This is a genomic window from Oerskovia jenensis, assembly GCF_016907235.1.
GTDB lineage: Bacteria > Actinomycetota > Actinomycetes > Actinomycetales > Cellulomonadaceae > Oerskovia > Oerskovia jenensis.
The window spans coordinates 249,712-275,433 of sequence record NZ_JAFBBO010000001.1 but is presented as its reverse complement, the minus strand read 5'-3'; the positions used below and the strand labels follow the sequence as shown (position 1 = coordinate 275,433).

General features: G+C 74.1%; 22 protein-coding genes and 1 riboswitch. Of the genes, 2 read left to right on the top strand and 20 right to left on the bottom strand.

What is annotated here, in order from left to right; genetic code table 11:
• The first annotated feature begins 409 nt into the window (after positions 1-409).
• Entirely contained in the window at positions 410-2,332 is a 1,923-nt protein-coding gene (locus tag JOD49_RS01250; RefSeq protein WP_205305621.1) for a DEAD/DEAH box helicase, read from the top strand.
• Positions 2,333-2,484: 152 nt separating this feature from the next.
• Here the strand turns inward: JOD49_RS01250 and JOD49_RS01245 are convergent, their stop codons facing one another.
• Positions 2,485-2,964 (bottom strand): PH domain-containing protein, encoded by a 480-nt coding sequence (locus JOD49_RS01245; RefSeq protein WP_307822304.1) that lies wholly within the window; start codon positions 2,962-2,964, stop codon positions 2,485-2,487.
• Between the two features lie 152 nt (positions 2,965-3,116).
• On the opposite strand from JOD49_RS01245, the gene JOD49_RS01240 reads away from it, so the two are divergent.
• Positions 3,117-3,650 (top strand): GNAT family N-acetyltransferase, encoded by a 534-nt coding sequence (locus tag JOD49_RS01240; protein WP_205305619.1) that lies wholly within the window; start codon positions 3,117-3,119, stop codon positions 3,648-3,650.
• A 174-nt stretch (positions 3,651-3,824) separates the two neighbouring features.
• On the opposite strand, the gene hisG is transcribed toward JOD49_RS01240, so the two are convergent.
• The 19 genes from hisG to carB all read right to left on the bottom strand — a co-directional run bounded on the left by hisG (position 3,825) and on the right by carB (position 25,720).
• Positions 3,825-4,679, bottom strand: a complete 855-nt coding sequence (gene hisG, locus JOD49_RS01235) for an ATP phosphoribosyltransferase (RefSeq protein WP_205305618.1) — start codon at positions 4,677-4,679, stop codon at positions 3,825-3,827.
• 169 nt (positions 4,680-4,848) lie between these two features.
• Positions 4,849-5,112 (bottom strand): phosphoribosyl-ATP diphosphatase, encoded by a 264-nt coding sequence (locus JOD49_RS01230; RefSeq protein WP_030151355.1) that lies wholly within the window; start codon positions 5,110-5,112, stop codon positions 4,849-4,851.
• Between the two features lie 130 nt (positions 5,113-5,242).
• A complete protein-coding gene (gene ribH / locus JOD49_RS01225) occupies positions 5,243-5,710 on the bottom strand; it encodes a 6,7-dimethyl-8-ribityllumazine synthase (RefSeq protein ID WP_205305617.1) in 468 nt (155 codons plus the stop codon).
• On the bottom strand, positions 5,707-7,113 hold the full coding sequence (ribB, locus tag JOD49_RS01220; RefSeq protein ID WP_205305616.1) for a 3,4-dihydroxy-2-butanone-4-phosphate synthase: 1,407 nt from the start codon (positions 7,111-7,113) through the stop codon (positions 5,707-5,709). The genes ribH and ribB overlap by 4 nt, the downstream gene beginning before the upstream one ends.
• Positions 7,114-7,121: 8 nt before the next feature.
• Positions 7,122-7,832 carry a riboflavin synthase gene (locus tag JOD49_RS01215; protein ID WP_205305615.1) on the bottom strand — a complete coding sequence of 237 codons (711 nt, stop codon included), beginning with the start codon at positions 7,830-7,832 and terminating at the stop codon, positions 7,122-7,124.
• On the bottom strand, positions 7,832-9,229 hold the full coding sequence (gene ribD / locus JOD49_RS01210) for a bifunctional diaminohydroxyphosphoribosylaminopyrimidine deaminase/5-amino-6-(5-phosphoribosylamino)uracil reductase RibD (RefSeq protein ID WP_239525115.1): 1,398 nt from the start codon (positions 9,227-9,229) through the stop codon (positions 7,832-7,834). The genes JOD49_RS01215 and ribD overlap by 1 nt, the downstream gene beginning before the upstream one ends.
• Before the next feature lie 114 nt (positions 9,230-9,343).
• A riboswitch (FMN riboswitch) is annotated at positions 9,344-9,469 on the bottom strand.
• A gap of 366 nt (positions 9,470-9,835) precedes the next feature.
• Positions 9,836-10,498, bottom strand: coding sequence for a ribulose-phosphate 3-epimerase (gene rpe, locus JOD49_RS01205; RefSeq protein ID WP_205305614.1), 663 nt, complete (start codon positions 10,496-10,498; stop codon positions 9,836-9,838).
• 99 nt (positions 10,499-10,597) lie between these two features.
• Positions 10,598-12,250, bottom strand: a complete 1,653-nt coding sequence (locus JOD49_RS01200; protein ID WP_205305613.1) for an RsmB/NOP family class I SAM-dependent RNA methyltransferase — start codon at positions 12,248-12,250, stop codon at positions 10,598-10,600.
• Positions 12,247-13,200 carry a methionyl-tRNA formyltransferase gene (gene fmt, locus JOD49_RS01195; RefSeq protein ID WP_205305612.1) on the bottom strand — a complete coding sequence of 318 codons (954 nt, stop codon included), beginning with the start codon at positions 13,198-13,200 and terminating at the stop codon, positions 12,247-12,249. The genes JOD49_RS01200 and fmt overlap by 4 nt, the downstream gene beginning before the upstream one ends.
• 109 nt (positions 13,201-13,309) lie before the next feature.
• The gene (locus tag JOD49_RS01190) at positions 13,310-13,957 is read right to left on the bottom strand and encodes an HAD family hydrolase (RefSeq protein WP_307822303.1); all 648 of its coding nucleotides are present in this window, start codon (positions 13,955-13,957) and stop codon (positions 13,310-13,312) included.
• Entirely contained in the window at positions 13,954-16,320 is a 2,367-nt protein-coding gene (locus JOD49_RS01185) for a primosomal protein N' (RefSeq protein WP_205305611.1), read from the bottom strand. The genes JOD49_RS01190 and JOD49_RS01185 overlap by 4 nt, the downstream gene beginning before the upstream one ends.
• Positions 16,321-16,372: 52 nt before the next feature.
• Positions 16,373-17,581, bottom strand: coding sequence for a methionine adenosyltransferase (metK, locus tag JOD49_RS01180; protein WP_205305610.1), 1,209 nt, complete (start codon positions 17,579-17,581; stop codon positions 16,373-16,375).
• A gap of 64 nt (positions 17,582-17,645) precedes the next feature.
• A complete protein-coding gene (gene coaBC / locus JOD49_RS01175) occupies positions 17,646-18,881 on the bottom strand; it encodes a bifunctional phosphopantothenoylcysteine decarboxylase/phosphopantothenate--cysteine ligase CoaBC (protein WP_205305609.1) in 1,236 nt (411 codons plus the stop codon).
• 76 nt (positions 18,882-18,957) lie between these two features.
• A complete protein-coding gene (gene rpoZ, locus JOD49_RS01170) occupies positions 18,958-19,230 on the bottom strand; it encodes a DNA-directed RNA polymerase subunit omega (protein ID WP_030151367.1) in 273 nt (90 codons plus the stop codon).
• A gap of 165 nt (positions 19,231-19,395) precedes the next feature.
• A complete protein-coding gene (gene gmk, locus JOD49_RS01165; RefSeq protein WP_205308720.1) occupies positions 19,396-20,010 on the bottom strand; it encodes a guanylate kinase in 615 nt (204 codons plus the stop codon).
• A 1-nt stretch (position 20,011) separates the two neighbouring features.
• Positions 20,012-20,323, bottom strand: a complete 312-nt coding sequence (mihF, locus tag JOD49_RS01160; protein WP_205305608.1) for an integration host factor, actinobacterial type — start codon at positions 20,321-20,323, stop codon at positions 20,012-20,014.
• 128 nt (positions 20,324-20,451) lie between these two features.
• The gene (locus JOD49_RS01155; protein WP_205305607.1) at positions 20,452-21,327 is read right to left on the bottom strand and encodes a tyrosine-protein phosphatase; all 876 of its coding nucleotides are present in this window, start codon (positions 21,325-21,327) and stop codon (positions 20,452-20,454) included.
• A gap of 161 nt (positions 21,328-21,488) precedes the next feature.
• Entirely contained in the window at positions 21,489-22,376 is an 888-nt protein-coding gene (gene pyrF / locus JOD49_RS01150) for an orotidine-5'-phosphate decarboxylase (RefSeq protein ID WP_205305606.1), read from the bottom strand.
• The gene (gene carB / locus JOD49_RS01145) at positions 22,373-25,720 is read right to left on the bottom strand and encodes a carbamoyl-phosphate synthase large subunit (protein ID WP_205305605.1); all 3,348 of its coding nucleotides are present in this window, start codon (positions 25,718-25,720) and stop codon (positions 22,373-22,375) included. The genes pyrF and carB overlap by 4 nt, the downstream gene beginning before the upstream one ends.
• Between the last annotated feature and the right edge of the window lie 2 nt (positions 25,721-25,722).

Genomic DNA, 25,722 nt, shown 5'->3' with positions numbered 1-25,722 from the left:
CCGTTGCTCCGTGCGTCCTGTGCCGTCTTCATCCTACGGTGGGTCATCCTAGGGCCGGGTGCGTGCGGGGCGCTGGCAGGTCGGGGCTTCTGGCGCGGATGGTGACCGGTTCTTCCGGTTCGTGTGGTTTCGTCGGGTCGTGGCACGTGTCCGTGGTCGCGCACGCGCGCCTGCGTGGCCCTGTGCTGGACGTCACCGGGGCTCGATTCCTCCCCGGGAGCGGGTGTCGCGTAGACTGGGTGCACAATCTGGAGTTCGTCGCTGTTCCCGCGTGTTCGTGTGAGTGTGGCCCGCCGCCTTTTCTGTGCGGGCGAGTCACCGGTGTGTGTTCGGGAGTGCGGCCAGTGGAGAGCCGACTTGGCAACCACGCGTAACTCCCACCCTCAGCGAAACGGTTGAACACATCTCTATGTCTCTTGACACCACTGCGCCCTCCTATGCCCTCGACCAGGTCGAGGACGCCCAGACGCCGGCTCCTGTCGAGCAGTCGGGCCCCACGTTCGCAGACCTGGGTCTGCCGACGAACATCCTCAAGGCCGTCACGGACCTGGGCTTCACGATTCCTTCCGCCATCCAGGAGCGTGCGATCCCCGCGCTGCTCTCGGGGCGTGACATCACGGGCGTCGCCCAGACCGGTACCGGCAAGACGGCTGCGTTCGGCCTGCCGATGCTCGCCGCGATCGACCCGAACCTGGGCCGTGTCCAGGGCCTGGTCCTGGCCCCGACCCGCGAGCTCGCGATGCAGGTCGCGGAGGCCATCGAGTCCTTCGCGAAGCACGTGCCGGGCGTCGAGGTCGTCGCGGTCTACGGCGGCTCGCCGTACCAGCCCCAGCAGCGTGCGCTGCAGCGTGGCGCCCAGATCGTCGTCGGTACCCCCGGCCGCGTGATGGACCACCTGGAGCGTCGCAGCCTCGTGCTGGACGACATCCGTTACCTGGTCCTGGACGAGGCCGACGAGATGCTGCGCATGGGCTTCGCGGAGGACGTCGAGAAGATCTTCGGCCAGGCTCCCAAGGAGCGTCAGGTCGCGCTGTTCTCGGCGACGATGCCGGCCCCGATCCGTCGCGTGGCCGCCCAGCACCTGAACGACCCGGTCGAGATCGCGGTCACCCGCCAGTCCTCGACGGTCACGTCGGTGCGCCAGACGTACTCGGTCGTGCCGTTCCGTCACAAGACCGGTGCCCTGGTGCGCGTGCTCGCGACGTCGGACGCCGACGCGGCGATCGTGTTCACCCGTACCCGTGGTGCGGCCGAGGAGGTCGGCTCGGCGCTCGTCGAGCGCGGCATCTCGGCGGCCACGATCTCGGGGGACGTGGCGCAGAAGGACCGCGAGAAGATCGTCGAGCGCCTGCGCTCGGGTGCCCTGGACGTCCTGGTCGCGACCGACGTCGCGGCCCGTGGCCTGGACGTGGACCGTATCGGCCTGGTCGTGAACTTCGACCTGCCGGGCGAGCCCGAGGCCTACGTGCACCGCATCGGCCGTACGGGTCGTGCGGGGCGTACCGGTGAGGCGCTGAGCTTCGTGACCCCGGGCGAGCGCAACCGTCTGAAGTTCATCGAGAAGACCATCCGCGCGAGCCTCGAAGAGGTCGACGTGCCCTCCCCCGCGGACGTCTCCGCGCACAAGGCACGCCGCATCCTCGGTCAGGTCGCCGAGCGCCAGGCCGCCGGCCGCCTGTCGATGTACCGCGACCTGGTCGCGGCGTACGTCGCCGAGTCGGACGTCGACCCGATCGACCTCGCGGCCGTGCTGGTCGCCCTGTCGGTCGGCGACGACGGCCCCAAGGCCCGCGAGGAGCAGGAGCTCTTCGAGGCTCAGCGTGCCGAGGCGAAGAACGCGCGCCGTGAGCGTGAGGCGCGCCCCTACGGCGAGCGCGACTCGCGCGGCCCCCGTGAGGGTGGGCGCGGCGGCGAGCGCGGCATCCGTCGCGACGCGGTCGGTACCCGCTACCGTCTGGCCGTCGGGCACACGCACGGCGCTCAGCCGTCGGGCATCGTCGGTGCGCTGACCAACGAGGGTGGCCTCAACGGCAAGGACCTCGGCAAGATCGACATCTTCCCGAGCTTCTCCCTCGTGGACATCGCGACGCCGCTCGACTCCGCCACGATCGACCGCATCTCGCGGGCTCGTGTCGCGGGCAAGTCGCTGCGCATCCAGGTCGACCAGGGTGCCCCGCAGGGCGCACGGGCACCCCGTGCCGGGGGCTCCGCGCCCCGTTCGGGCGGCTACTCCGGTGGTCACTCGGGCCACGGCCCGGCCGGCCGCTACGACGAGCGTGCTGAGCGCGGGGGCGAGCGCAAGGCTCCCCGGTACCGCACGGGTGAGCGCTGACCCCACCCCCGGCCTGGTCTCAGGCCGCTGAGCACGACGCGAGGGCCCCCGGAACCACCAGGTTCCGGGGGCCCTCGCGTCGTCGGGGGTCGTGCGCACCGGGGCGGGTGCCGGTCGGGGCCGGGTCGAGCACAGGGCCCGACGGCGCCGCGTCAGTCCTCGCGGCCCTCGCCGTGAGCGGCGACGAGGGCCGCCAGGCGCGCGGCTTCGTTCTCGCTGCGTCGTGCTCCGTCCGCGCGTTGGATGCCCATGACCGCGAGCGCCTTGCCGTCCGACAGGTCGAGGCGTACCCAGGGGTCGCCCGGGCCGAAGCGCACCGAGACGACCTGGGGCCAGTCCAGCCGGCGCGTGAAGACGATGTTGTGCACGGTCAGGTGCTGGGGGGTCACGGTGGCGCGTACCTGGCCCAGGCGCCACAGGATCAGTGCGCAGAAGGCGCCGACGCCGATCGTCGCCGCCTTGTTCCACCCGGAACCGCTCCCGGGGCCGGTCGCGACCAGGGCGACGAACGTGCAGCCGGCCAGGATGACGAGGGCGGCGGTGTAGGCCACTGCGGTGCCCCAGCGGGGGCGGAAGGTGGCGTAGGGGTTGCCGGGGGCCGGCTCGGGGGGTGGGGTGACGTTGCTGCTCACGTCCCCATCCTCTCTCTGTCTGCGTCGTCGGGGTGTCTCTGTCGTCGGGCGCGGCGTGTGCACGGTTCCGTGGTCGGCGGGGGGACGGGCGGGGCCTGCCCGGACGGCGGTCGCGGTGGCCGCGCGGGTGCCGGTGTGCGGGATCATGTGGCGTGCCCACCACCAGAGCCCTGCATCTCGACGACGCCGCCGCGCTGGCGTCCTTGCTGCGCGCCAACCGGGAGTTCCTGACCCCGTGGGAGCCCGAGCGTCCTGAGGAGTGGTTCACACGCGTGGGGCAGCGGGTGCTGATCGCGTCGGTTCTCCAGCAGGAGCAGGCTGGTACGGCCGCGGCACGTGCGGTGCTCGACGCCTCGGGGGAGGTCGCGGGGTGGATCGCGGCCACGGGGATCGTGCGGGGCGCGTTGCGTTCGTGCGCGCTGGGCTACTGGGTGGACGAGGCGCGCAACGGTCAGGGGCTGGCGACCGCGGCCGTGGGTGAGATGCTCGACCTCGCGTTCGGTCCCTGGGGGCTCCATCGTGTGCAGGCCGAGACGCTCGTGCACAACGTCGCCTCGCAGCGTGTGCTCGAACGCAACGGGTTCAGCCGGTACGGTCTGGCGCCGGGGTATCTGCAGATCGCGGGTCGTTGGCAGGACCATGTGATGTTCCAGGTCCTGGCGAGCGACGAGTGCCCGCCGCGCTGAGGTCGGGGGCGTGCCTGTCCCCCGTGCGCGCGGGCTTCCCCGGAGGGGTGGGAGACGACGCTGCCCGGGTGCCGGCGCGTGAGGCGCGGCACCCGGGCAGCGGGCGATCTCGGTCGGCTCCCTGGGGGCACGGACGACCTCGGGTCGGGTGCGGGCCCTGCGGGGAGCCGGGTCTCAGAGGCGGCAGGCGTGGATCGAGGTGACCAGGATCGCGCGGGCGCCGACCTCGTAGAGGGCGTCCATGAGCTTGTTGGTCTCGTCGCGGCGCACCATGGCGCGCACGGCCGCCCAGTCGCGGTCGTGCAGCGGGGAGACCGTCGGGGACTCGAGCCCGGGCGTGAGGGCCACGGCTGCCTCGACGAGGTGTGCGGGCACGTCGTAGTCCATCAGGACGTACTGGCGGGCCGTCAGGACGCCCAGCAGGCGGCGGGTGAGGGTCTCCAGGCCCGAGGACACCGCGTCGTCGGGCACGGAGGCCGGGCGGATCAGGACGGCCTCGGACTTGAGGATCGGGTCGCCGAAGACCTCCAGGCCGGCTCCGCGCAGGGTCGTGCCCGTGGACACGACGTCCGCGACGACGTCGGCGATGCCGAGCTGGACCGCGGACTCGACCGCGCCGTCCAGGTGCACCACGGAGGCCGTGACGCCGTGGGCGCGCAGGTGGTTCTCCACCAGGACCTCGTAGGACGTGGCCACGCGCAGACCCTCGACCTGCTCGAGGGACGCGACGGTGCCCACGGGGGCGGCGTAGCGGAACGTGGAGCCTGCGAAGCCGAGCTGCATGTGCTCGACGGCCGCGGCGCCCGAGTCGAGCAGCAGGTCGCGGCCCGTGATGCCGGCGTCGACCGTGCCGGTGCCGACGTACACGGCGATGTCGCGGGGTCGCAGGAAGAAGAACTCGACGTCGTTGTCCGGGTCCGCGAGCACGAGCTCACGGGTGTCGCGGCGCTGGCGGTAGCCGGCTTCGCGGAGCATGTCGACGGCGGGCTCGGACAGGGAGCCCTTGTTGGGGACGGCGATGCGGAGCACGAGATCCTCGCGTTTCTTGGGGAGTTCAGGGGAAAGGACGGGGGTGCCGGCCGTGATCGTCAGCAGCTGATCGGTGACCGGTGGGCGGGGAGGACGGACATGACGGAGGGAAGCGACCCTGGAACGTGAGCTCCTGGGTGCCTCCCCCTGGACCCGGACCTGGCCGGGTTCACAGATGCTTGTACACGTCCTGCAGGGTCAGGCCCTTGGCCAGGAGCAGCACCTGTACGTGGTACAGCAGCTGGGAGATCTCCTCGGCCGTCTTGTCGTCACCCTCGTACTCGGCCGCCATCCACACCTCGGCGGCCTCCTCGACGATCTTCTTCCCGATCGCATGGACACCGGCATCCAGCTCCGCAACCGTGCCGGAGCCGGCGGGTCGGGTGGTGGCCTTCTCGGTGAGCTCGGCGAACAGCCCTTCGAACGTCTTCACCCGACCAGGGTAGTCGCCCGGTGGTGGGCGGGCCGACCCGTCCCGCCCACCGGTCACCGCGCGACCGGACGCACCCCTCGGTGCGGGTGCGTCGAGGGGTGCGCGTCGCCGTCGGGCCGTCGGCGACCCCTCACAGGTCCCGCAGCGCCACGACCGTCGCGATGGCCGCCTCGACGGCCTCCGCGCCCTTGTCCTCGCGCGAACCGGGCAGGCCCGCACGGTCGAGGGCCTGCTGCTCGTCGTCGCACGTGAGCACCCCGAAGCCCACGGGGATCCCGGTGCGGACCGAGACGTCCGTCAGGCCCGTCGTGGCGGCCGAGCACACGTACTCGAAGTGCGGGGTCCCGCCGCGGATCACCACACCGAGCGCGACGACCGCGTCCGCACCGTGCTCGGCCGCACGCGCGGCCGCGACGGGGAGCTCGAACGACCCGGGGACCCGGATCTCCTTGACGTGCGTGACGTTCGCGGCCGCGAGCGCCCGTCGGGCCCCTGCGAGGAGGCCGTCCATGACCTCGGTGTGCCAGCTGGCGGCCACGACCGTGATCCGCAGGCCGGTGCCGTCGACGGTGATCTGGGGTGCTCCTGCGCCGCTCATCGGTCGCTCTCCTTCGTGGTGGGGGTGGTGTCCGGGCTGTGGTCCGGGGTGATCTCGAGGCTGTCCAGGAGGTGGCCCATGGCGACCTTCTTGGTCATGAGGTAGCCGTGGTTGTGCTCGCCGTGCCCGACCTCGAGCCGGTGGGCGTCGGCGACGTCGATGCCGTGCGCGGTCAGGCCGGTGACCTTGGCGGGGTTGTTCGTGAGCAGCGTGACGCGGTCGAGGCCGAGGTCGTGCAGGATCGCGGCGGCGGCCCCGTACTCGCGTCGGTCCACGGGCCAGCCGAGCTCGAGGTTGGCCTGGACGGTGTCGAACCCGGCGTCCTGCAGCTCGTAGGCGCCGATCTTGGCCAGCAGGCCGATGCCGCGGCCCTCGTGCCCGCGCAGGTACACCACGGCCCCGCCGAGGGCCGCGACGCGTTCCATGGAGGCTTGGAGCTGGGGGCCGCAGTCGCAGCGCAGCGAGCCGAACGCGTCCCCGGTCAGGCACTCGGAGTGCACGCGCACGAGGGGCGCCGCGCCCGCGGTCCCCTGGCCCGTGTCGACGGCTGCCCCTCCCCCCGCCGGCACGGCGACGGGCACGAGGGCGACGTGCTCGGCCCCGGTGCGCAGGTCGCGGTAGCCGTGGACGCGGAAGTGCCCGTGCGCGGTGGGCAGGTCGGCGACGCTCGTGGCCTGCACGCGGGGCACGAGCGCCGGTTGCGTGTCCTGCTCGGGGACCGCCGGGTCGTGCTCGTGGCGCCACGCGATGAGGTCCGCGATCGTGATGAGCACCAGTCCCGCCTCCTCGGCGGCGCGGGCGGCGTCGTCGAGCCGCATCATGGTGCCGTCGTCGTTGACGAGCTCGGCGATGCCACCGACCTCGCCGGCCCCCGCCAGGCGGACGAGGTCGACCGCGGCCTCGGTGTGCCCGGCACGGTGCAGCACCCCGCCCGGGACGGCGCGCAGGGGCAGGACGTGCCCGGGCCGGATGAGGTCGACGGCGCCCGCGGCCGGGTCCGCCAGCACGTGCAGGGTCCTGGCGCGGTCCACGGCGGAGATGCCGGTCGTGACCCCCGTGGCGGCGTCGACCGTGACCGTGTACGCCGTGCGCCTCGGGTCCTGGCTGTGGGGCACCATGAGCGGCAGGTCCAGGGCGTCGGCCCGCGCCGCGGGCATGGGCGCGCACAGGTAGCCCGAGGAGTGGCGGATGGTCCAGGCCACCCACTCGGGGCTCACGTCGCGGGCCGCGAAGACGACGTCGGCCTCGTTCTCGCGGTCCGGGGAGTCCGCGACCAGGACGGGGCGACCGGCGCGGATCGCGTCGAGGGCCTCCTCGATGGTGCCGGTGCGCACGTGCCCCGGGTGCTCGGGGAGCCCGGGGGTGGCGTCGGCGGGACGGTCGGCGCCGGGCAGGGGGTTCATGGTGGTACTCATTCCTGTGCTGCGCTGGGGCTGTGTGAGCTCGCCGGGCCGGTGGTGCTCGCCGACGCGTCCACGTCCGCGAGCGCCCGTTCGTCCGGGCCCGTCCGCCCGGTCGGGGCGCCGGCCGCGAGGAGTCTCTCGACGTACTTCGCGAGGACGTCGACCTCGAGGTTGACCCGGTCCCCGGGGGTCAGGGAACCGAGGATCGTGGCCTCGAGCGTCGTGGGGATCAGGGACACGCCGAACGAGGCGTCGTCCACGTGGGTCACCGTCAGGGACACCCCGCTGACGGTGATGGAGCCCTTCTCCGCGACGTAGCGCGTCAGCCCCGGTGGCGCGGACAGGACCAGGTCGTCCCACCGCTCCCCCGGTGCGCGGCTCACGAGGGCCCCGACGCCGTCGACGTGCCCCTGCACGATGTGTCCGCCCAGGCGTGTGTCGGCGCGCACGGCCCGCTCGAGGTTCACGCGCGACCCGGGACGCAGGTCGCCCAGGGCGGTGCGGCGCAGCGACTCGGGCATGACGTCGGCCGTGAAGGTGCCGTCCTGTCCGACGCCCGTCACGGTCAGGCACACGCCGTCGACGGCGATCGAGTCGCCCAGGTGGGCGTCCGAGGTGGCGAGGGGGCCGTGCACGGTCAGGACGGCGTCGGAGGTCTCACCCCCGGGGAACGCGATCTCGTGGACCGTGCCGATCTCTTCGACGATTCCGGTGAACATCACGTCTCCTGTTCGGGGGTGGTGCGGTGGGTGCTGGCGTGGGTGGAGGTCGGGGCACCGGGCACGGGCGATCCCGGCGCGGTGAGGTCCGAGGCAGTGAGGTCAGCGGCGGGACCAGCAGGCGCGTGGGGCACCGGCGACACGACGGGCAGGACGCGGGCCACGACCAGGACGTCCGGGCCGAGGCGCTGGACGTCGTGCGTGAGGAGACGGGGGGCGTCGGCGAGCGTGGCCACACCCAGGTCACCCACGGCCCCCAGGCCCGTGCCCAGGAGCACGGGAGCGAGGTAGGCGTGGACCTCGTCGACCACTCCCGCCGCGAGGAACGCCGTCGCGAGTCCCGGGCCGCCCTCGACCAGGACGTGACGCACCTCCCGCGCGGCCAGCTCGGCCAGGACCGCGCGGACGTCGTGCGTGCGCACGTGCAGCACGGGTCCGCCCCCGTCGGTGGTCCACGCCCCCTGCGGGGCGAGCCGCAGGTGCGGAGGCAGGTCACGGAGCCCGACGACGACGCGCAGGGGCTGATGCTCGGCAAGCCCGGCCCCCAGCCCGACCACCCCACCAGCGACACGCAGGGGCTGATGCTCGGCAAGCCCGGGCGCCGGCCCGACCACCCCACCAGCGACACGCAGGGGCTGATGCTCGGCGAGCCCAGGCGCCGGCTCCCCTGTGGCGCTCGCCGGAGAGGGCGTGCGCGCCGTGAGCGACGGGTCGTCCGCGACGACGGTCCCGGTGCCCACGAGGACCGCGTCGACCTGCGCCCGGACCCGGTGGGCGTGCGCGCGGGCAGCGGGACCGGTGATCCACTGCGAGGTGCCGTCGGCGGCCGCCACGCGCCCGTCGAGGGTCGAGGCGAGCTTGAGGGTCACGTACGGGCTCCCGCGGCGCACAGCGACCAGCCAGGGGCCCAGGAGGTGCTCCCCCTCGGCCTCGCGCAGCCCCGTGGCCACCCGGACCCCGGCCGCGCGCAGGTGATCGCCGCCCCCGGTCGCGACAGGGTTGGGGTCGGCCACGGCGTACACGACCTCGGCGACGCCCGCGTCCAGCAGCGCCTGCGCGCACGGCCCCGTGCGTCCGGTGTGGTTGCACGGTTCGAGCGTCACCACGGCCGTCGCGCCCCGCACGTCCACGCCGCGCCCCCGGGCGTCGGCCAGCGCGGCCGCCTCGGCGTGCGGTGTCCCGGCACCACGGTGGAAGCCCTCGGCGAGCACCACCCGGGACGCGTCGTCCACGGGGCCCCGGGCGGCGGCGTCGGGCAGGGAGTCGAGCGGGCGGGGCGCCGGGCCCAGCAGGACGGCGCCCACGCGGGGGTTGGGGCCGTGGGCGGGGCCGCGTGCGGCCAGCTCGAGCGCGCGCACCATCGCGGCGTCGATCGTCAGTGAGGGCCTGGCGCCCATGATCCTCCTCCCGGTGAGCACGATGCTCCGGGGTGAGGGGTCGTCGACGACGCCACGGGACCCGAGGGTCCACGGACGTCACGACACCACGGCACAGGGCTCCGCCCCGCGCCGCCACGTACTTCCTCCCATCCGGACTTTCACCGTCGGTCCTGGAGTTCCACCAGGTCAACCACGCCGAGGCGTGGGTCGCGGACTGTCACCGCCGGCTCGGAATTGCACCGACCCCGGAGCACGTGTGTGCGTACTGCTCGTTCTGCTGGCCGTCGAGACCCTGGCTCGCGCCCCCTGGGGGGGCACCGCGTCGGCGTCTCGCCTTCACCCAGCATGCCACACCGGCCTTCCACCGCAGGACCTCGATCCGCTCCGTCCCGGGGGCTGGGACGATGTGAACGACCGCAGGCGCGCGGACCGGACACGCTGGCGCAGCCAGCCTCGTCAGGCGCGCGGCGTGCGGAAGCAGTCCGACGCGAACTGTCCGACGATCCCCAGTCCCAGGACGACCAGAGCGGGCCACAGGAGGAACGGCTCCGCCTCCTCGCGAGGCGTCCACCACCCGAGCGACGCGCCGACGAAGGCCCACGCCCCCCGGCACCGGTGCGGCGGTCAGTGCGTGTGCTGGTCCGCGAGCGCCCGCAGGGCCGCGATCTCGTCGGGGACGTTCTCGGCCCCGTACACGGCCGAGCCCGCGACGAACACGTTGGCGCCGGCCTCGGCCGCGCGCTCGATGGTGGCGCGCGAGATGCCGCCGTCGACCTGGACCCACACGTCGAGGCCGGCCTCGGACACGGCGTCGCGGATGCGGCGGACCTTGGGCAGCACGCCCTCGATGAAGGACTGGCCGCCGAAGCCTGGTTCGACGGACATGACCAGGAGCATGTCGAACTCGGGCAGCAGGTCCAGGAACGGCTCGACCGCCGTCGCGGGGCGCAGCGCGAGGCCCGCCCGCGAGCCCAGGCGGCGCAGCTCGCGGGCCAGGCGCACGGGGGCCGTGGCGGCCTCGGCGTGGAAGGTGACGGACGCGGCGCCCGCCTCGGCGTAGCCGGGGGCCCAGCGGTCGGGGTCGGCGATCATGAGGTGCGCGTCGAGCGGCACCGGGGACACCTGGGCGAGGCGCTCGAAGATCGGCAGCCCCAGGGTCAGGTTGGGCACGAAGTGGTTGTCCATGACGTCGACGTGCGCGTAGTCGGCGGTCGCGATCGCGCCCAGGTCGCGCTCGAGGTTCGCGAAGTCGGCGGACAGGATGCTGGGGGCGATGAGTGCGGACATGGGCACCAGCCTAGAGGGCGCCCGCGCGCCCTGCGGGGAACCCGCGAGGGCCGGGCCGGGTGGCCTTCACCACCCGGCCCGGCCGTCGGCAGGGGCGTCTCAGGCCCGACGGCGCAGCAGCGTCAGGTGCATCGCGTCGGTCCCGTGGACGTGGGGCCACAGCTGCACGTCGGTGCGGTCCGCGAGGGGGATGTCGTCCCCGGCGACCTGACGCACCGCGGCGGCCGCGTCGAGGACCTCGACGTCGTCGCGCCCGGCCAGGACGTCCTTGACCACGAGCTGGGTCTCCGCGAGGTGCGGGGAGCACGTCACGTACCCGACGACGCCGCCCGGGCGCACGGCGTCCAGGGCCGAGCCGAGGAGCTCGCGCTGCAGGGTCGTGAGGGTCGCGATGTCCCCGGGGGTGCGGCGCCAGCGCGACTCGGGTCGACGACGCAGCGCGCCCAGGCCCGTGCACGGGGCGTCGACGAGCACGCGGTCGTACGCCCCGGGCTCCTCGACCCCCACCTGGCGTCCGTCACCGACCTGGACGCGTTCAACCGCGTCGGCGGGCACGGCCGCGAGCGCCTGCTCGACCAGGCGGGCCCGGTGGGGGGCGACCTCGTTCGCGACGATGCGTGCGCCCTGCTCGCCCGCGAGGGAGGCCAGGAGCGCGGCCTTGCCGCCCGGGCCCGCGCACAGGTCGAGCCAGCGCTCGTCGGGGTTCGCTGCGCCGTCGGACGGGTCACCCGCCGTCTCCCCGGTACCGACGCTGCCCGCAGGCGTTGCGGGCAGCGTGGGTGTGGCCGCGAACGCGAGCGTCACGAGCTGGGAGCCCTCGTCCTGGACCCCGGCGGCCCCGTACCGGACCGCGGGGATCGCCGCCGGGTCCGAGCCGGACAGGACCAGGGCCGTGGGCGTCCAGCGCCCGGGGGTGGTCGTGGCGTCCCCGCGCACGTCGTGCGTGACCTCGCCGGCGAGGCGCTCGCGGCTGACCAGGCCCGGGCGGGCGACGAGCGTGACGCGCGGCGCGGTGTTGTCGGCCTCGAGGAGCTCGGCCAGGTCGTCGGCGGAGCGTCCCGTCCCGACCAGGGCCTCGCGCATCGCCCGGGCGATCCACACCGGGTGGGACTGCGTGAGGGCGAGGCGCGTGACGTCGTCGGGCGCGTCGGCGGAGATGGCCTCGAGCCACTCCTCGAGGGTCGAGCGCGAGATCTTGCGCAGGACCGCGTTGACGAACTGTGCGCTGCCGGCCCCCGCGCGGGCGCGGGCCAGGCCCACGGTCTCCGAGACGGCCGCGTGCTGGGCCACGCGCATGCCCAGGAGCTGGTGGGCGCCCAGGCGCAGCAGGTCGAGCACGTTCGGGTCGACCTGGTCGAGGGGGCGGTCGACGCACTGGGCGATGATCGCGTCGTAGCGTCCGCGCAGGCGCAGGGTGCCGTAGGCGAGCTCGGTCGCGAACGCGGCGTCGCGGCCGCGGATGCCGCGCGAGCGCAGCAGCGGGGGCAGGACCAGGTTGGCGTACGCGTCGGAGGTCGCGACCTCCTGCAGGACGTCGAACGCGACGTTGCGCGCCGGGTCGGCGCCCTTGGCGCGCTGCGAGGGGGCCACCTCGGAACGCTGCCCGGCGCCCCGGGCGCGGGCCGCGCCGCGTTCGCGGCCGCGTGCGTCACGGCGGTCGGGGCCGCCGTGGCCGCCGTGGCCGCCACCCTGCCCGCCGCTCTGCCCGGGGGTCTGCCCGGGGGTGCCGCCGGTGCGTGCCTCGCCGCTCATGCGTGGTCCTTCGTCTCGTCAGGGGTGCCCAGGAGGACGTGCTCGCCCAGGCGGGCGCCGCGGGCCCAGTCGGTCGCGGCCATGTGCTTCTTGCCCACGGGCGCGACCTCACCGAGCGCGACGGCGTGCGTGCCGGTACCCACCAGGACCTCACGCTTCTCGGCGCGCAGCTCGCCGGGCGCCAGGTCGTGGACGTCGGGGCGGAGCGTCACGGGGCCCAGGCCCAGGCGGGCGCCGTCGGGCAGCGTGGTCCAGGCGCCGGGGGCGGGCGTGCAGCCGCGCACCTGGCGGTCGATCGCGAGCGCGGGGCGGGTCCAGTGCACGCGGGCGTCCTCGGGGGTCAGCTTCGCGGCCGTGCTGATGCCCTCGGCGGGCTGCACGACCGGGGAGGCCTGGCCGTCCTCGATCGCGTCCAGGGTCGCCACGAGCAGCCCGGACCCCGAGGTCGCGAGGCGCCCCAGGAGGTCGCCCGCGGTGTCGCGGGCACGGATGGTCTCGGTCATGGTGCCCAGCACGGGCCCCGAGTCCAGGCCCTCCTCGATGAGGAACGTCGTGGCTCCCGTGACCTCGTCGCCCGCGATGATCGCCCGCTGCACGGGGGCCGCACCGCGCCAGGCGGGCAGGACCGAGAAGTGCAGGTTGACCCACCCGAAGCGCGGCACGTCGAGGACCTCGCGGCGCAGGATCTCCCCGTACGCCACGACGGGCGCGCAGTCGATGTCCAGGGCCGCGAGGCGGGCCACGAACTCCTCGCCGCGGGGACGGTCGGTGATGACCGGGATCCCGGCCTCCTCGGCGCGCACCCGCACCGGGCTGGGTGTCAGCCTCCGGCCGCGGCCCGAGGGCGCGTCGGCGCGGGTGAGGACGGCGACCACCTCGTGCCGGGAGTCGATCAGGGCATCGAGGGCCGGGACGGCCACGTCCGGGGTTCCGGCGAAGAGCACACGCATGGGGCGAGTCTAGGCGGTGCACCCCTGGCGTCCCGCGCCGGGACCCGTCTGCGCGTGCTCCCACGACGGGCGCCCCGCGAGCAGGCGAGGGCGCGTGAGGGGTGCCCGGTCAGACCTCGCGGACCCCCACGCCGAGTCCCCGCAGCGCAGCGCGCAGCCCTGCGGCGTCCTCGAAGCGCAGCGTCCGGAAACCCAGCGCTGCGGCGGCCGTGACGTTCGCCACGGAGTCGTCGACGAACAGGGTGCGCGCGGGGTCCAGCGCGAAGCGCTCGGTCGCGACCTCGAAGATGCGCGGGTCCGGCTTGACGAGCCCCACCCGCCCCGAGACGAGCACGTCCTGCATGAGCCCGACCGCGGGGGCGGCGGGCTCGGCCGCGTGGAACATCTCCGCGGACCAGTTCGTCAGGCCGTACAGCCGCACACCGAGCGAGCGCAGCTCGTACACGACCTCCTCGACGCCGGGCACGGGGCCCACCAGGCTCGCCGCGAAGTTCTCGGTGTACACGTCGAGGGAGCTCACGTGCTCGGGGTGGTGCTCGGCGACCTCGCGGCGCGCGTCGGCCCAGGACCGGCCCGCGTCCTGACGCGCGTTGAACGTCGGGAAGTCGACGGCCTCGAAGAACGCCTCGACGTCGGCGCGGTCCATGCGCCCCGCATAGGCGGCGTAGGGGTCCCAGGCCACCAGGACGTTGCCGAAGTCGAACAGGACCGTGTCGATCCGGGCCTCGGGCGGGTTCTCGTGCGGGACGGTGCTCACAACATCTCCTTGGGGTCGAGCTGGACGCGTACGCTCCCACCCTCGCGCTTCGCGGAGCGGACCGCCAGGGAGGCCGAGAGCTCGCGCGCGAGCCCACGCCCCTCGCGCAGCGGGACGCGCACGATCGTCCGGACGGGAGGTTGCAGCGAGGCGTCGCGCGCGGTCGCCCCGCGCGCGGGGCGACCCGCGGTCTCGGGGACCTCGACGGGACCCAGGGTCGTGGAGGCGTCCGCGAGCCCCACCCGGGACACGACGGCGTCCACGGCCTGCCGGTCGCCCGTGACGGCGGCGACCCGCACCGCGGGCGGCAGGTCGAGCTCGCGGCGCTCGGCCAGCTCGCGGTCGGCGAAGCCTGCCGGGTCCCAGCGCACCAGGGCGTTGGTGGGCCCGGGGGCCGCGTCCCCCACGAGCAGCACCTGCCCGCCCTCGCGCGCCGAGCGTACGAGCCCTGCGGCCGCGAGCCAGCGGTGCAGGGCGTCCTGGGCGACCGCGAGGCCTACGTGCGCGGTGCTCAGGGCCGCGTCGAGCAGCAGCGCGGCGGCGTAGCCGCCCTCGGCGACGGGCTCTGCGCCCGGGGTCGCCACGATCACGGCGGGACGCGGCCCGACGGCGGAGATCACCCCGCCCGGCGCGCTCGCCCCCGAGACGCGCACCGCGACACCCGGGAAGGCCCGGCCCAGCTCCTCGGCCGTGCGGCCCGACCCGACCCGCACCGAGCGCAGGCCCGTCCAGTGGCACTCGTCGCACGACCACGCCCCGGCCAGGGCCCCGCACCACGCGCACTGCGGTGGTGCGCCCGGACCGGGCAGCATGAGGGGTCCGTGGCACGTGCCGCAGTGCGCGGCCGTGCGGCAGCGGGCGCACGCCACCACGAGCAGGTACCCGGCGCGCGGGACCTGGACCAGCACGGGCCCGGTGCCCAGGGCGTCCCGCACGGCCCGCCACGCCGCGCTCGGCAGGCGCGCGGCGGCTCCTGCGCCCTCGGCCGCGAGCTCGACCGACGTCAGCGCCCGCACCCGCGGGGCACGCGCGCGCAGGACCTCGCGGGGGGCAGCGACCTCCCGGGCCCAGCCCGACTCGAGCAGCGCCTGCGCCTGCACCGTGCGGCTGACCGAGCCGAGCAGGAACGCGGCCCCCTCCTGCTCGCTGCGCAGGGCGAGGACCTCCCGGGCGTGCGGGTAGGGCGAGCGCGGCTCGGCGAGCGTCTCCTCGCCGTCGTTCCAGCACGCCACGAGCCCCAGGTCGCGGACGGGCGCGAACGCCGCGGCGCGCGTCCCGATCACGATGGGCACCTCTCCCCGCAGCGCGGCGAGGAAGCTGCGGTACCGGGGCGAGGGGCCCTCGTCCGCGGTGAGCCGGACGAACTGCCCGTCCTGGCGCGCCGTGCGGGCCGTGTAGCCGGCGAGCTCGAGCGCACGGGACATCTGGTCGACGTCCCGTGCGTCGGGCAGCACGACGAGCGCACCGCGCCCGCCCGTCACGGTCGCCCGCACGGCCTCGGCCAGGGCCAGCGCCCAGTGCTGGACGGCCTGCGCAGGGTCCTCCTCGCCCGTGCCGCGCCCGCCCGGGGGACGATCGCGGGGGACGGGCACGCCGTCGGCCACGCGGCCCGGCAGGGCCGTCCAGACCGCGCGGGGCGCCGACCCGCCGACCAGGTGGTTCAGGAACGCGGCGCCCCCGCGGTAGGCGGCCCACTGGGACGGGCGCCCCGGGCCGACGGGCGGGGCCGGGTCCGCTGCGGATGCCGCGGACCCGGGGGCGGCCCTCGTCGGCGCGGCGGTCCCTGCGGGCGCGGCGGCCTCTGCGGGCGCGGACCCCGGGGCCGCGCGCACCTCGTCGGGGGTGGTCGGGTCCGCCGGGGTCCCCGTGGGGACCGGCCCGCTGCCCGACGGCGCCGCCTCGGCCCGCGCGTGACGCGGCGGGATCGCGAGGCGCAGCACGTCCGAGAGCGTGCCCGCGTAGTGGTCGGCGACCGTGCGGCACAGCTGTGCGACCTGAGGGGTGAGCACCCGCTCGGGGGACACGAGCCGCTTGAGCGGCACGAGGCGGCCGTCGTGGTCGCTGTGGTCCGCCCGGGCCAGGACGAACCCGTCGACCTCCTGCGGGCCGAACCGTGCCTTGACCCGGACGCCGGGCTGCGCGTCCGCGGCCATCGCGGCCGGCACCAGGTAGTCGAACGTGCGGTCGAGGTGGTGCGGGGACAGGTCCAGGACGACGCGGGCGACCGGCTGGTCGCCCGCGATCTCCAGCGCGCCGACCGGGCGGGCCGCCCTGCCCGCCCGGGCAGCAGGGGGCGCCGGCGGGGCGGGGAGCAGCGTGAGCTGCTCCCCCGCCTCCTCGTGCGCGGTGTCCTGGCTGGTCATCGCCCTATCTCAGCACGGGCCACCCACACCGGGCCACCGCGTGCGAAGCGTCTCAGACCGCAGCCTGCAGGGCCTTCACGCGGTCCGTGCGCTCCCAGGTGAAGTCGGGCAGCTCGCGCCCGAAGTGCCCGTACGCGGCGGTCTGCGAGTAGATGGGGCGCAGCAGGTCGAGGTCGGCGATGATCGCCGCGGGGCGCAGGTCGAAGACCTCGTCGATCGCGGCACGGATGCGCTCGACCGGGACGGTCTCGGTGCCGAACGTCTCGACGTACAGACCCACGGGGTGCGCCTTGCCGATCGCGTACGCGACCTGCACCTCGCAGCGGCGCGCGAGGCCCGCCGCGACGACGTTCTTGGCGACCCACCGCGTGGCGTAGGCGGCCGAACGGTCCACCTTGGACGGGTCCTTGCCGGAGAACGCGCCGCCACCGTGACGGGCCATGCCGCCGTACGTGTCGACGATGATCTTGCGGCCCGTGAGCCCGGCGTCGCCCTGGGGCCCGCCGATGACGAACTTGCCCGTGGGGTTGACCAGCAGGCGGAAGTCCGCGACGTCCAGGTCGAGGCCCTCGACGACCGGGGCCACGACGAGCTCGGCGACCTGGGCGCGCAGCGTCTCCTGCAGGACGTCTTCGTCGTGCTGCGTCGACAGGACCACGGTGTCGAGGCGGACCGCGCGGTCGCCGTCGTAGCCGATGGTCACCTGCGTCTTGCCGTCGGGACGCAGACCCGGCAGCGACCCGTCCTTGCGGACGAGGGCCAGGCGCTCGGCCAACCGGTGCGCGAGGAAGATCGGCAGCGGCAGCAACGTGGGGGTCTCGTCGCTCGCGTAGCCGAACATCAGGCCCTGGTCGCCGGCGCCCTGGGCGTCGAGCGGGTCACGCGAGATGCTCGGGCCGGAGGAGTCGTCTCGTTCCTCCAGGCTCTTGTCGACGCCCTGGGCGATGTCCGGGGACTGCTGGCCGATCGAGACCGAGACGCCGCACGAGTCGCCGTCGAAGCCGATCGCGGAGGACGTGTAGCCGATCCCCTTGACGACGTCGCGGATGATCTGCGGGATCTCGACGTAGGCGTTGGTGGTGACCTCGCCCGCGACGTGGACCAGCCCCGTGGTGACCATGGTCTCGACCGCGACGCGCGACGTCGGATCCTGGTCGAGCATCGCGTCGAGGATCGCGTCGGAGATCTGGTCACAGACCTTGTCCGGGTGTCCTTCCGTCACGGACTCGGACGTGAACAGGCGCAGGTCGTGAGTGCTCATGGGTAGAGCGTACTGTCCCGCTAGGTGATACCCGGCATCCGACCGCTGAGACGCGTGAGTGGTCTCAGTCCGTGGTCGCGGCGAGCGGCGGCGAGAGCTTGAGGACCGTGTCCCAGACCGCGTCCGCCACCTCGCGCTTGGTGCCCTCGGCCCGCGCGACCGTCTCGCCCTGAGCGTCGACGATCGTCACCTCGTTGGTGTCCGTCCCGAACCCCTTGCCGTGGCCCACGGGGTTGATCACCAGGAGGTCGGCGCCCTTGCGACGCGCCTTGGCCCGGCCGTGGTGCCAGACGTCGCCCGCCTCGTCGCCCGTCTCGGCCGCGAACCCCACGACGACCTGGCCGGGGCGCAGGCGCTCGCGAGCGAGCTCGGCGAGGATGTCGGGGTTCTCGACCAGCTCGATGGGAGCGGGCCCCTGGCCGGGGACCTTCTTGATCTTCGCGGCCGGTGTGCGGGCCGGGCGGAAGTCCGCCACGGCGGCCGTCATGACCACCACGTCGGCGCGCGGCGCCAGGGAGCGCATGGCCTCGCGCAGCTCGGCGGTCGAGCCGACCCGGACGACGTCGGCGATCTGGTCGAGGGGCTCCGTCAGGTTCGCCCCGACGAGCGTCACGTCGGCGCCCCGGTCCTGTGCGGCGCGAGCCAGGGCGATGCCCTGGCGTCCGCTCGACAGGTTCCCGATGAAGCGCACCGGGTCGATGGGTTCGCGCGTCCCGCCGGCCGAGACGACCACGCGCAGTCCCGAGAGGTCCTGGGCCGCGACGGGCGCGGCGCCCTGCGCGGCGACCTCGAGGGCGATCCGCGCGATGTCCTCGGGCTCGGGCAGGCGTCCCGGCCCCGAGTCCTTGCCCGTGAGGCGACCGCTCGCCGGTTCGATCACGTGCACCCCGCGCGAGCGCAGGGTCGCGACGTTGGCCACGGTCGCCGGGTGCTGCCACATCTCGGTGTGCATGGCCGGGGCCATCACGACCGGGCAGGACACGGTCAGCAGGGTCGAGGTGAGCAGGTCGTCCGCGCGGCCGACCGCCGCCCGTGCGAGGAGGTCCGCCGTGGCGGGCGCGACGATCACGAGGTCCGCGCCCTGGCCGAGCGCGACGTGCGCGACCTGCGGGACGTCGTCGAACACCTCGGTGCTGACCTTCTCGCCCGACAGGGCCTCGAACGTCGGCGCCCCGACGAAACGCAGGGCGGACGCGGTGGGCACGACCCGCACCTGGTGCCCCTGCTCGCGCAGGAGCCGCAGCAGGAGCACGGCCTTGTAGGCCGCCACTCCCCCGGAGACCCCGAGAAGGATCCTCATCGGCACGAGCCCTTCCTCTGTGTCACGCGCGCCGCGCCCACCCGGACCACGGGGCCGCCCGCAGGCGGCCCTGCGGTCAGGAGGCGGGAGCCTCCACGGTCTCGATCGTGAGCAGGCCCTCGTTGATCTCGCGCATCGCGATCGAGAGCGGCTTCTCCTGGTTGCGGGTCTCGACGAGCGGGCCCACGTTCTCCAGCAGGCCCTCGTTGAGCTGCGAGTAGTACGCGTTGATCTGACGGGCACGCTTGGCCGCGTAGATCACGAGCGCGTACTTGGAGTCGGCGCGCTCCAGCAGGTCGTCGATCGGCGGGTCGGTGATGCCCTCGGGGGCGGCGATGGTTCCAGACACAGTCTCACTCCGTGAGTCAGGGGGGCCTGCGGCGGCTCAGACGGTCGCCCGCAGGATGGATCAAAGAGGTTGCGCGCGCTCATGACGCACACGCCTGACGACCAGTCTACTGGGCAGGCACAAATCGTCGTGGTGACCGCGCCCGGGGCGCAGGCACCACGACGGTCACGCGACGGGCGTCAGGCCCATCGCCTCGACGAGCGCGTCGGTCGCCCGGTGCACCTCGTCGTTGACGATCACGACGTCGAACTCCGGTTCCGCGGCCAGCTCGACGCGGGCCGTGGCGAGGCGCCGTTCGCGCTCCTCCGGGCCCTCCGTCCCCCGCCCGACGAGCCTGCGCTCGAGCTCCTCCCAGCTGGGCGGGGCGAGGAACACGAACCGGGCCTCGGGCATGGACGCACGCACCTGGCGTGCGCCCTGCAGGTCGATCTCGAGCAGGGCGGGGACCCCCGCCGCGAGCTTCTCCTCGACGGGCCGGCGCGGTGTCCCGTACCGGTTGCGGCCGTGCACGACGGCCCACTCGAGCATCTCTCCCGTCTCGACCAGCCGGTCGAACTCCTCCGCGCTGATGAAGTGGTAGTGGACGCCGTCCACCTCGCCCGGCCGGGCGGCGCGGGTCGTCGCGGACACGGACAGCCACACCTGCGGGTACCGTGCGCGGATGTCCGCCGACACGGTCCCCTTCCCGACGGCGGTGGGTCCCGCCAGGACTGTCAGGCGGGCAGGGGTCGGTGGTGCGGCAGGCGCCGGGGCGGCCTGCTCGGCGGGCGAAGCGGAAATGTCAGCCAAACCTCTCGATGAGCGCCGCGGACTGGTGGGGTCCCAGCCCGCGGACACGACGTGTCTCGGCGATCCCGATCTCCTCCATGATCGCCCGGGCCTTCACCTTACCTACGCCGGGGAGCGACTCCAGCAGCGCGACGACGCGCAGCTTGCCGATCACGTCGTCGGTACGGCCCTGCTCGATGACCTCGGCGAGGGAGCCTTGGGAGTGCTTCAGACGGTTCTTGACCTCGGCACGCACTCGACGGGCCTCGGCCGCCTTCTCGAGTGCCGCCGAGCGCTGCTCGGGGGTCAGGGATGGTAGTGCCACGCAAGTCACCTACTTGTCCTCAGACGGATGGGCCCACACGTGCACCGGGGCCGCCGACCGGATCTGATGCCCCCGGTGGCGACCTCGACACCCTCGAAACTAGCCACACCTGGCAGGTCAGGCAACGTTCACACGCCCTGAGCAGCGAACTTCCTCGCGATCTTCGCCCTGGTCGCAGGCCCGGCGCCGCACGCGTCGAGGTAGCCGTCGATGCTCCCGAACTCCGTCTCGGCGAGCGTCCAGGCGCCCTGGAGGTACTCGGGCTCGACACCCAGCAGGGGCTTCAGGGCGTCCTTGTCGAGGCCAGGGATCGGGGGGATCACGGCCGCGAGCCCCTCGACGGCCGTGCCGCTCGCGAGGTACTCCGCGAGCCGGTCCTCCTCGCCCACACCGCACACGTGCTGGACGAGCGCGACGATCCACCCGGTCCGGTCCTTGCCCGCCGAGCAGTGCACGACGACCGTCCTGTCGGCCTCCGCGATGTCCTCCAGGGCCTCTCCGACCGTCCGGCGGATGGTCGGGTCCGTGACGAACGTCGCATAGACGCCGTGCATCATGGCCCGCGCGAGGGCCTGCGGGTCGTCCGCCCCGAGCAGGCGTCCGATCATCGCGGCGGTGTCCGCGGAGCGCTCCTCACCGCTCGCGCCGTCGGCCGGGAGGCTCGCGTCGTCGGTCGCCCCCAGCGCATGCCCGACGCCGGCGGCGGGGTCCAGCGGCCGCGGCACCACCCGGGTGGTCGCCGGGACGACGTCCTGGCCGTCCCGCTCGATCTCGTCCCCGCCGCGCAGGTCCACGTCGACCGTCACACCCAGCGCCTCGAGGGCGGCCACCCCCTCGGGAGTGAGCCGGGACAGGCTCGCGGTGCGTACGAGCACGCCCGTACGCAGGGGGGCGGTGGCACCGGCGGGCACGGCACGGCCACCGACGTCGCGCGCGTTCCAGGTGCCGGGGATGTCGAGGGCTTCGGGTGTCTGCCGGTCACCGGCAGCGAGGGAGGAGGTCATGGGACGAGTCTGTCAGGCCGTCGCGCCGACGGCCCCCTGTCGGTCCCTGTCGCCCTCGTCTGCGGGGCGCCGACCCCGGGGGCTCCCCCGGACGCCGGTGGGGCGCCCACCCGGTCGGTGGACGCCCCACGGCGCGTCGTGCGCACTGTCGGCCGGGTCGGTCAGCCGCGCAGCGCTTCGGCCGCCTCGCGCGAGGCGGCGCGGGCCGCCGTGAGCAGCGCCCCGGCGTCGGGTCCTGCCCCGAGCACGCCGCGCGAGGACGACGCGAGCACCTGACGACGAGCGTCGCCGAACACCGCGGCGAGCTCGGCCGCGCCCGCGCCCTGGGCCCCGACCCCGGGAGCCAGGAGCGGCCCGTTGACGGCGGGCAGGTCCACACCCGTGTTGCGCGCGGCGTCACCGATGGTCGCGCCCACGACCAGGCCGATCGAGCCGAGCGGGGCCACCCCCTCGTTGAGGGCCGCGGCCTCGGCCGCGATGCGCGCGGCGACCGAACGGACGTCGGCCCCCGCGCCCGTGCGGGCGTGCTGGACCTGCGCGCCTTCCGGGTTGGACGTCAGGCACAGCACGAACAGCCCACGCCCCGTCTCGAGCGCGGCCTCCACGGCCGGGGTCAGGGACCCGAAGCCCAGGTACGGCGAGACCGTCAGGGCGTCGCCCGCGAGCGGCGAGCCGTCCCGCAGGTAGGCGTCCGCGTACCCGGCCATGGTCGAGCCGATGTCCCCGCGCTTGGCGTCGACGATCGTCAGCGTCCCGGAAGGACCCGCCGCAGCGGCGGCCGCGAGCACCTCCTCGAGGGCCGCGACACCGCGCGACCCGTGCCGCTCGAACAGGGCCGACTGCGGCTTGAGCGCCGCGACCTGCCCGCCCACGGCGTCCACGACCCGCAGGCCGAACTCACGGAGCCCCGTGGCGTCGTCGGGCAGGCCCCAGGCCGCGAGCAGACCCGGGTGCGGGTCGATCCCCACGCACAGCGGACCGTGCTCGTCCATGGCCGCGGCGAGCCGCTCCCCGAAGGGGCGGCGCGCCGTGCCCGGCCCAGCGCTCACGCGCTCGCCCCGGCCTTGCGTGCGGCCGTGGCGGCCGTGTGCTCCTGCAGGCTCCACACGTCGAACGGACCCGCGAGGACCGCCTCGATGCCCTGGACGGCCGCCGCGAGCTGCTGCGTCGTGGTGACGATCGGCTTGTCGGCCGCGGTCGTGGCCGCACGGATCTCGTAGCCGTCCGCACGCGCACCCTGGCCCGAGGGCGTGTTGATGACCATGTCGACCTTGCCCTCGGTGATGAGGTCGACGATCGTCGGCTCACCGTCCGCGCCGCGACCCGAGGAGAACTTGCGCACGATCGTGGCCGGGATGCCGTTGCGGCGCAGGACACCCGCGGTGCCCTGGGTCGCGAGGATCTCGAAGCCCAGCTCCGTCAGGCGCTTGATCGGGAAGACGATCGAGCGCTTGTCGCGGTCCGCGACCGACACGAAGACCGAGCCCGAGGTCGGGAGGCCACCGAACGCGGCCGCCTGCGACTTCGCGAACGCGCGCGGGAAGTCGCGGTCGAAGCCCATGACCTCACCCGTCGAGCGCATCTCCGGGCCGAGCACCGTGTCCACCACGACGCCGTCCGTCGTGCGGAAGCGCTTGAACGGCAGCACGGCCTCCTTGACGGCGATCGGCGAGTCGAGGTCGAGGTGCCCGCCGTCGCCCTCCGCGGGCAGGACGCCGCTCGCGCGCAGGTCCGCGATGGTCTCGCCGACCATGACGCGCGCCGCGGCCTTGGCGAGCGAGACGCCCGTGGCCTTGGACACGAACGGGACCGTGCGCGACGCGCGCGGGTTGGCCTCCAGGACGTACAGGACGTCCGAGACGAGCGCGTACTGCACGTTGAGCAGACCACGCACGCCCACGCCCTTGGCGATGGCCTCGGTCGACCGACGGATGCGCTCGATCTCGGCCTCGCTCAGCGACACCGGGGGCAGCACGCACGCCGAGTCGCCCGAGTGGATGCCGGCCTCCTCGATGTGCTCCATGACGCCGCCCAGGTACAGCTCGGTGCCGTCGTAGAGCGCGTCGACGTCGATCTCCATGGCGTCGTCGAGGAAGCGGTCGATGAGCAGCGGCGCGGGCAGCGAGCCCGTCGTGGTGCGGTCGTCGGTCGCGGCGGCGTGCAGCGCGCGCTCGACGTAGCCCGTGAGCTGCTCGGCCGAGTACACGATCTCCATGCCGCGCCCACCGAGCACGTAGGAGGGGCGCACGAGCACCGGGTAGCCGATGCCCTCGGCGACCTCGCGCGCCTGGGCGAGCGACGTGGCCGTGCCGAACGCGGGTGCGGGCAGACCGGCCTCGGCGAGCACGCGGCCGAAGACCCCACGGTCCTCCGCGGCGTCGATCGCCTCGGGCGAGGTGCCCAGGATCGGCAGGCCTGCGTCGGCCAGGCGCTGCGCGAGGCCGAGCGGCGTCTGCCCGCCGAGCTGCACGATGACGCCCGCGACCGGACCCGCGGCGAGCTCGGCCTGGTAGACCTCGAGCACGTCCTCGAACGTGAGCGGCTCGAAGTACAGGCGGTCCGAGGTGTCGTAGTCGGTCGAGACCGTCTCCGGGTTGCAGTTGACCATCACGGTCTCGTACTCGCCCTTGAGGGCGAGCGTCGCGTGCACGCACGAGTAGTCGAACTCGATGCCCTGGCCGATGCGGTTCGGGCCCGAGCCCAGGATCAGGACGGCCGGACGCTCACGCGGCGAGACCTCGGTCTCGAGGTCGTACGTCGAGTAGTGGTACGGCGTCTTGGCCTCGAACTCGGCCGCGCACGTGTCGACCGTCTTGTAGACCGGGCGCACGTCCAAGGCGTAACGGACCTCGCGGACCGTCGACTCCCCCGCCGCGCCCATGCCGCGCAGCTTCGCGACCTGCGCGTCCGATAGGCCGTGCCGCTTGGCCTGGACCAGCACGTCGCGCGTCAGGGCGTCGGCACCCGCGACCTCGGCCGCGACCTCGTTGACGAGCTGGATCTGGTCGAGGTACCACGGGTCGATCTTGGTGGCCTCGAAGACCTGCTCGATGCTCGCCCCGGCGCGCAGCGCCTGCTGGGTCGCGACCAGGCGCCCCTCCGTGGGACGGGCGATCTCGACCAGCAGCGCGTCGAGCTCCTCGCCCGAGACCGGCTCGCCGTCCCAGTGGAACACCGCGCCGCCCTTGTCGATCGAGCGCAGCGCCTTGCCGAGCGCCTCGGTGAAGTTGCGGCCCATCGCCATGGCCTCGCCCACCGACTTCATGGTCGTCGTGAGCGTGTCGTCCGCGGCGGGGAACTTCTCGAACGCGAACCGCGGCACCTTGACCACGACGTAGTCGAGGGTGGGCTCGAACGACGCGGGCGTCGAGCCCGTGATGTCGTTGGGGATCTCGTCGAGCGTGTAGCCGATGGCGAGCTTCGCGGCGATCTTCGCGATCGGGAAGCCGGTGGCCTTGGAGGCCAGCGCCGACGAGCGCGACACGCGCGGGTTCATCTCGATGACGATGACGCGACCGGTCTCCGGGTGCACCGCGTACTGGATGTTGCAGCCGCCCGTGTCGACGCCGACCTCGCGGATGACCGCGATGCCGATGTCGCGCAGCTTCTGGAACTCGCGGTCCGTGAGCGTGAGCGCCGGGGCGACCGTGATCGAGTCGCCCGTGTGGACGCCCACCGGGTCGACGTTCTCGATCGAGCAGATCACGACGACGTTGTCCGCCGTGTCGCGCATGAGCTCGAGCTCGTACTCCTTCCACCCGAGGATCGACTCCTCCAGGAGGACCTCGGTCGTGGGCGAGTAGTGCAGGCCCTGGCCGACGATGCGGCGCAGGTCCTGCTCGTCGTACGCGATGCCGCTGCCGAGGCCGCCCATCGTGAAGGACGGGCGCACGACCATGGGGTAGCCCAGGGAGTCGGCGGCCGCGACGGCCTCCTCGACCGTGTGGATGATCTCGGAGCGCGCGGACTCACCGCCGCACTTCTCGACGACCTCCTTGAACTGCTGGCGGTCCTCGCCCTTCTCGATCGCGGCGATGTTCGCCCCGATGAGCTCGACGTCGTACTTCGCGAGCACGCCGGCCTCGTCGAGCGCGATCGCCGCGTTGAGCGCCGTCTGCCCGCCCAGGGTCGCGAGCACCGCGTCGGGGCGCTCCTTGGCGATGATCGTCGTCAGGACCTCGGTCGTGAGCGGCTCGACGTACGTCGCGTCCGCGAACTCGGGGTCCGTCATGATCGTGGCGGGGTTCGAGTTCACCAGGACGACCCGCAGGCCCTCCTCCTTGAGCGCCCGGATGGCCTGGGTGCCCGAGTAGTCGAACTCGCACGCCTGGCCGATGACGATCGGGCCGGACCCGATGACCAGGACGCTGTTGATGTCAGTTCTGCGAGGCACTG

Coding starts and splice junctions, on each gene's coding strand:
- rpe (WP_205305614.1), bottom strand. CDS start 10,498: ATGTCCGCACTCATCGCCCCCAGCATCCTGTCCGCCGACTTCGCGAAC.
- metK (WP_205305610.1), bottom strand. CDS start 17,581: ATGAGCACTCACGACCTGCGCCTGTTCACGTCCGAGTCCGTGACGGAA.
- JOD49_RS01200 (WP_205305613.1), bottom strand. CDS start 12,250: ATGAGCGGCGAGGCACGCACCGGCGGCACCCCCGGGCAGACCCCCGGG.
- JOD49_RS01185 (WP_205305611.1), bottom strand. CDS start 16,320: ATGACCAGCCAGGACACCGCGCACGAGGAGGCGGGGGAGCAGCTCACG.
- JOD49_RS01155 (WP_205305607.1), bottom strand. CDS start 21,327: ATGACCTCCTCCCTCGCTGCCGGTGACCGGCAGACACCCGAAGCCCTC.
- ribD (WP_239525115.1), bottom strand. CDS start 9,229: ATGGGCGCCAGGCCCTCACTGACGATCGACGCCGCGATGGTGCGCGCG.
- ribB (WP_205305616.1), bottom strand. CDS start 7,113: ATGAACCCCCTGCCCGGCGCCGACCGTCCCGCCGACGCCACCCCCGGG.
- JOD49_RS01250 (WP_205305621.1), top strand. CDS start 410: ATGTCTCTTGACACCACTGCGCCCTCCTATGCCCTCGACCAGGTCGAG.
- JOD49_RS01215 (WP_205305615.1), bottom strand. CDS start 7,832: ATGTTCACCGGAATCGTCGAAGAGATCGGCACGGTCCACGAGATCGCG.
- fmt (WP_205305612.1), bottom strand. CDS start 13,200: ATGCGTGTGCTCTTCGCCGGAACCCCGGACGTGGCCGTCCCGGCCCTC.
- coaBC (WP_205305609.1), bottom strand. CDS start 18,881: ATGAGGATCCTTCTCGGGGTCTCCGGGGGAGTGGCGGCCTACAAGGCC.
- ribH (WP_205305617.1), bottom strand. CDS start 5,710: ATGAGCGGCGCAGGAGCACCCCAGATCACCGTCGACGGCACCGGCCTG.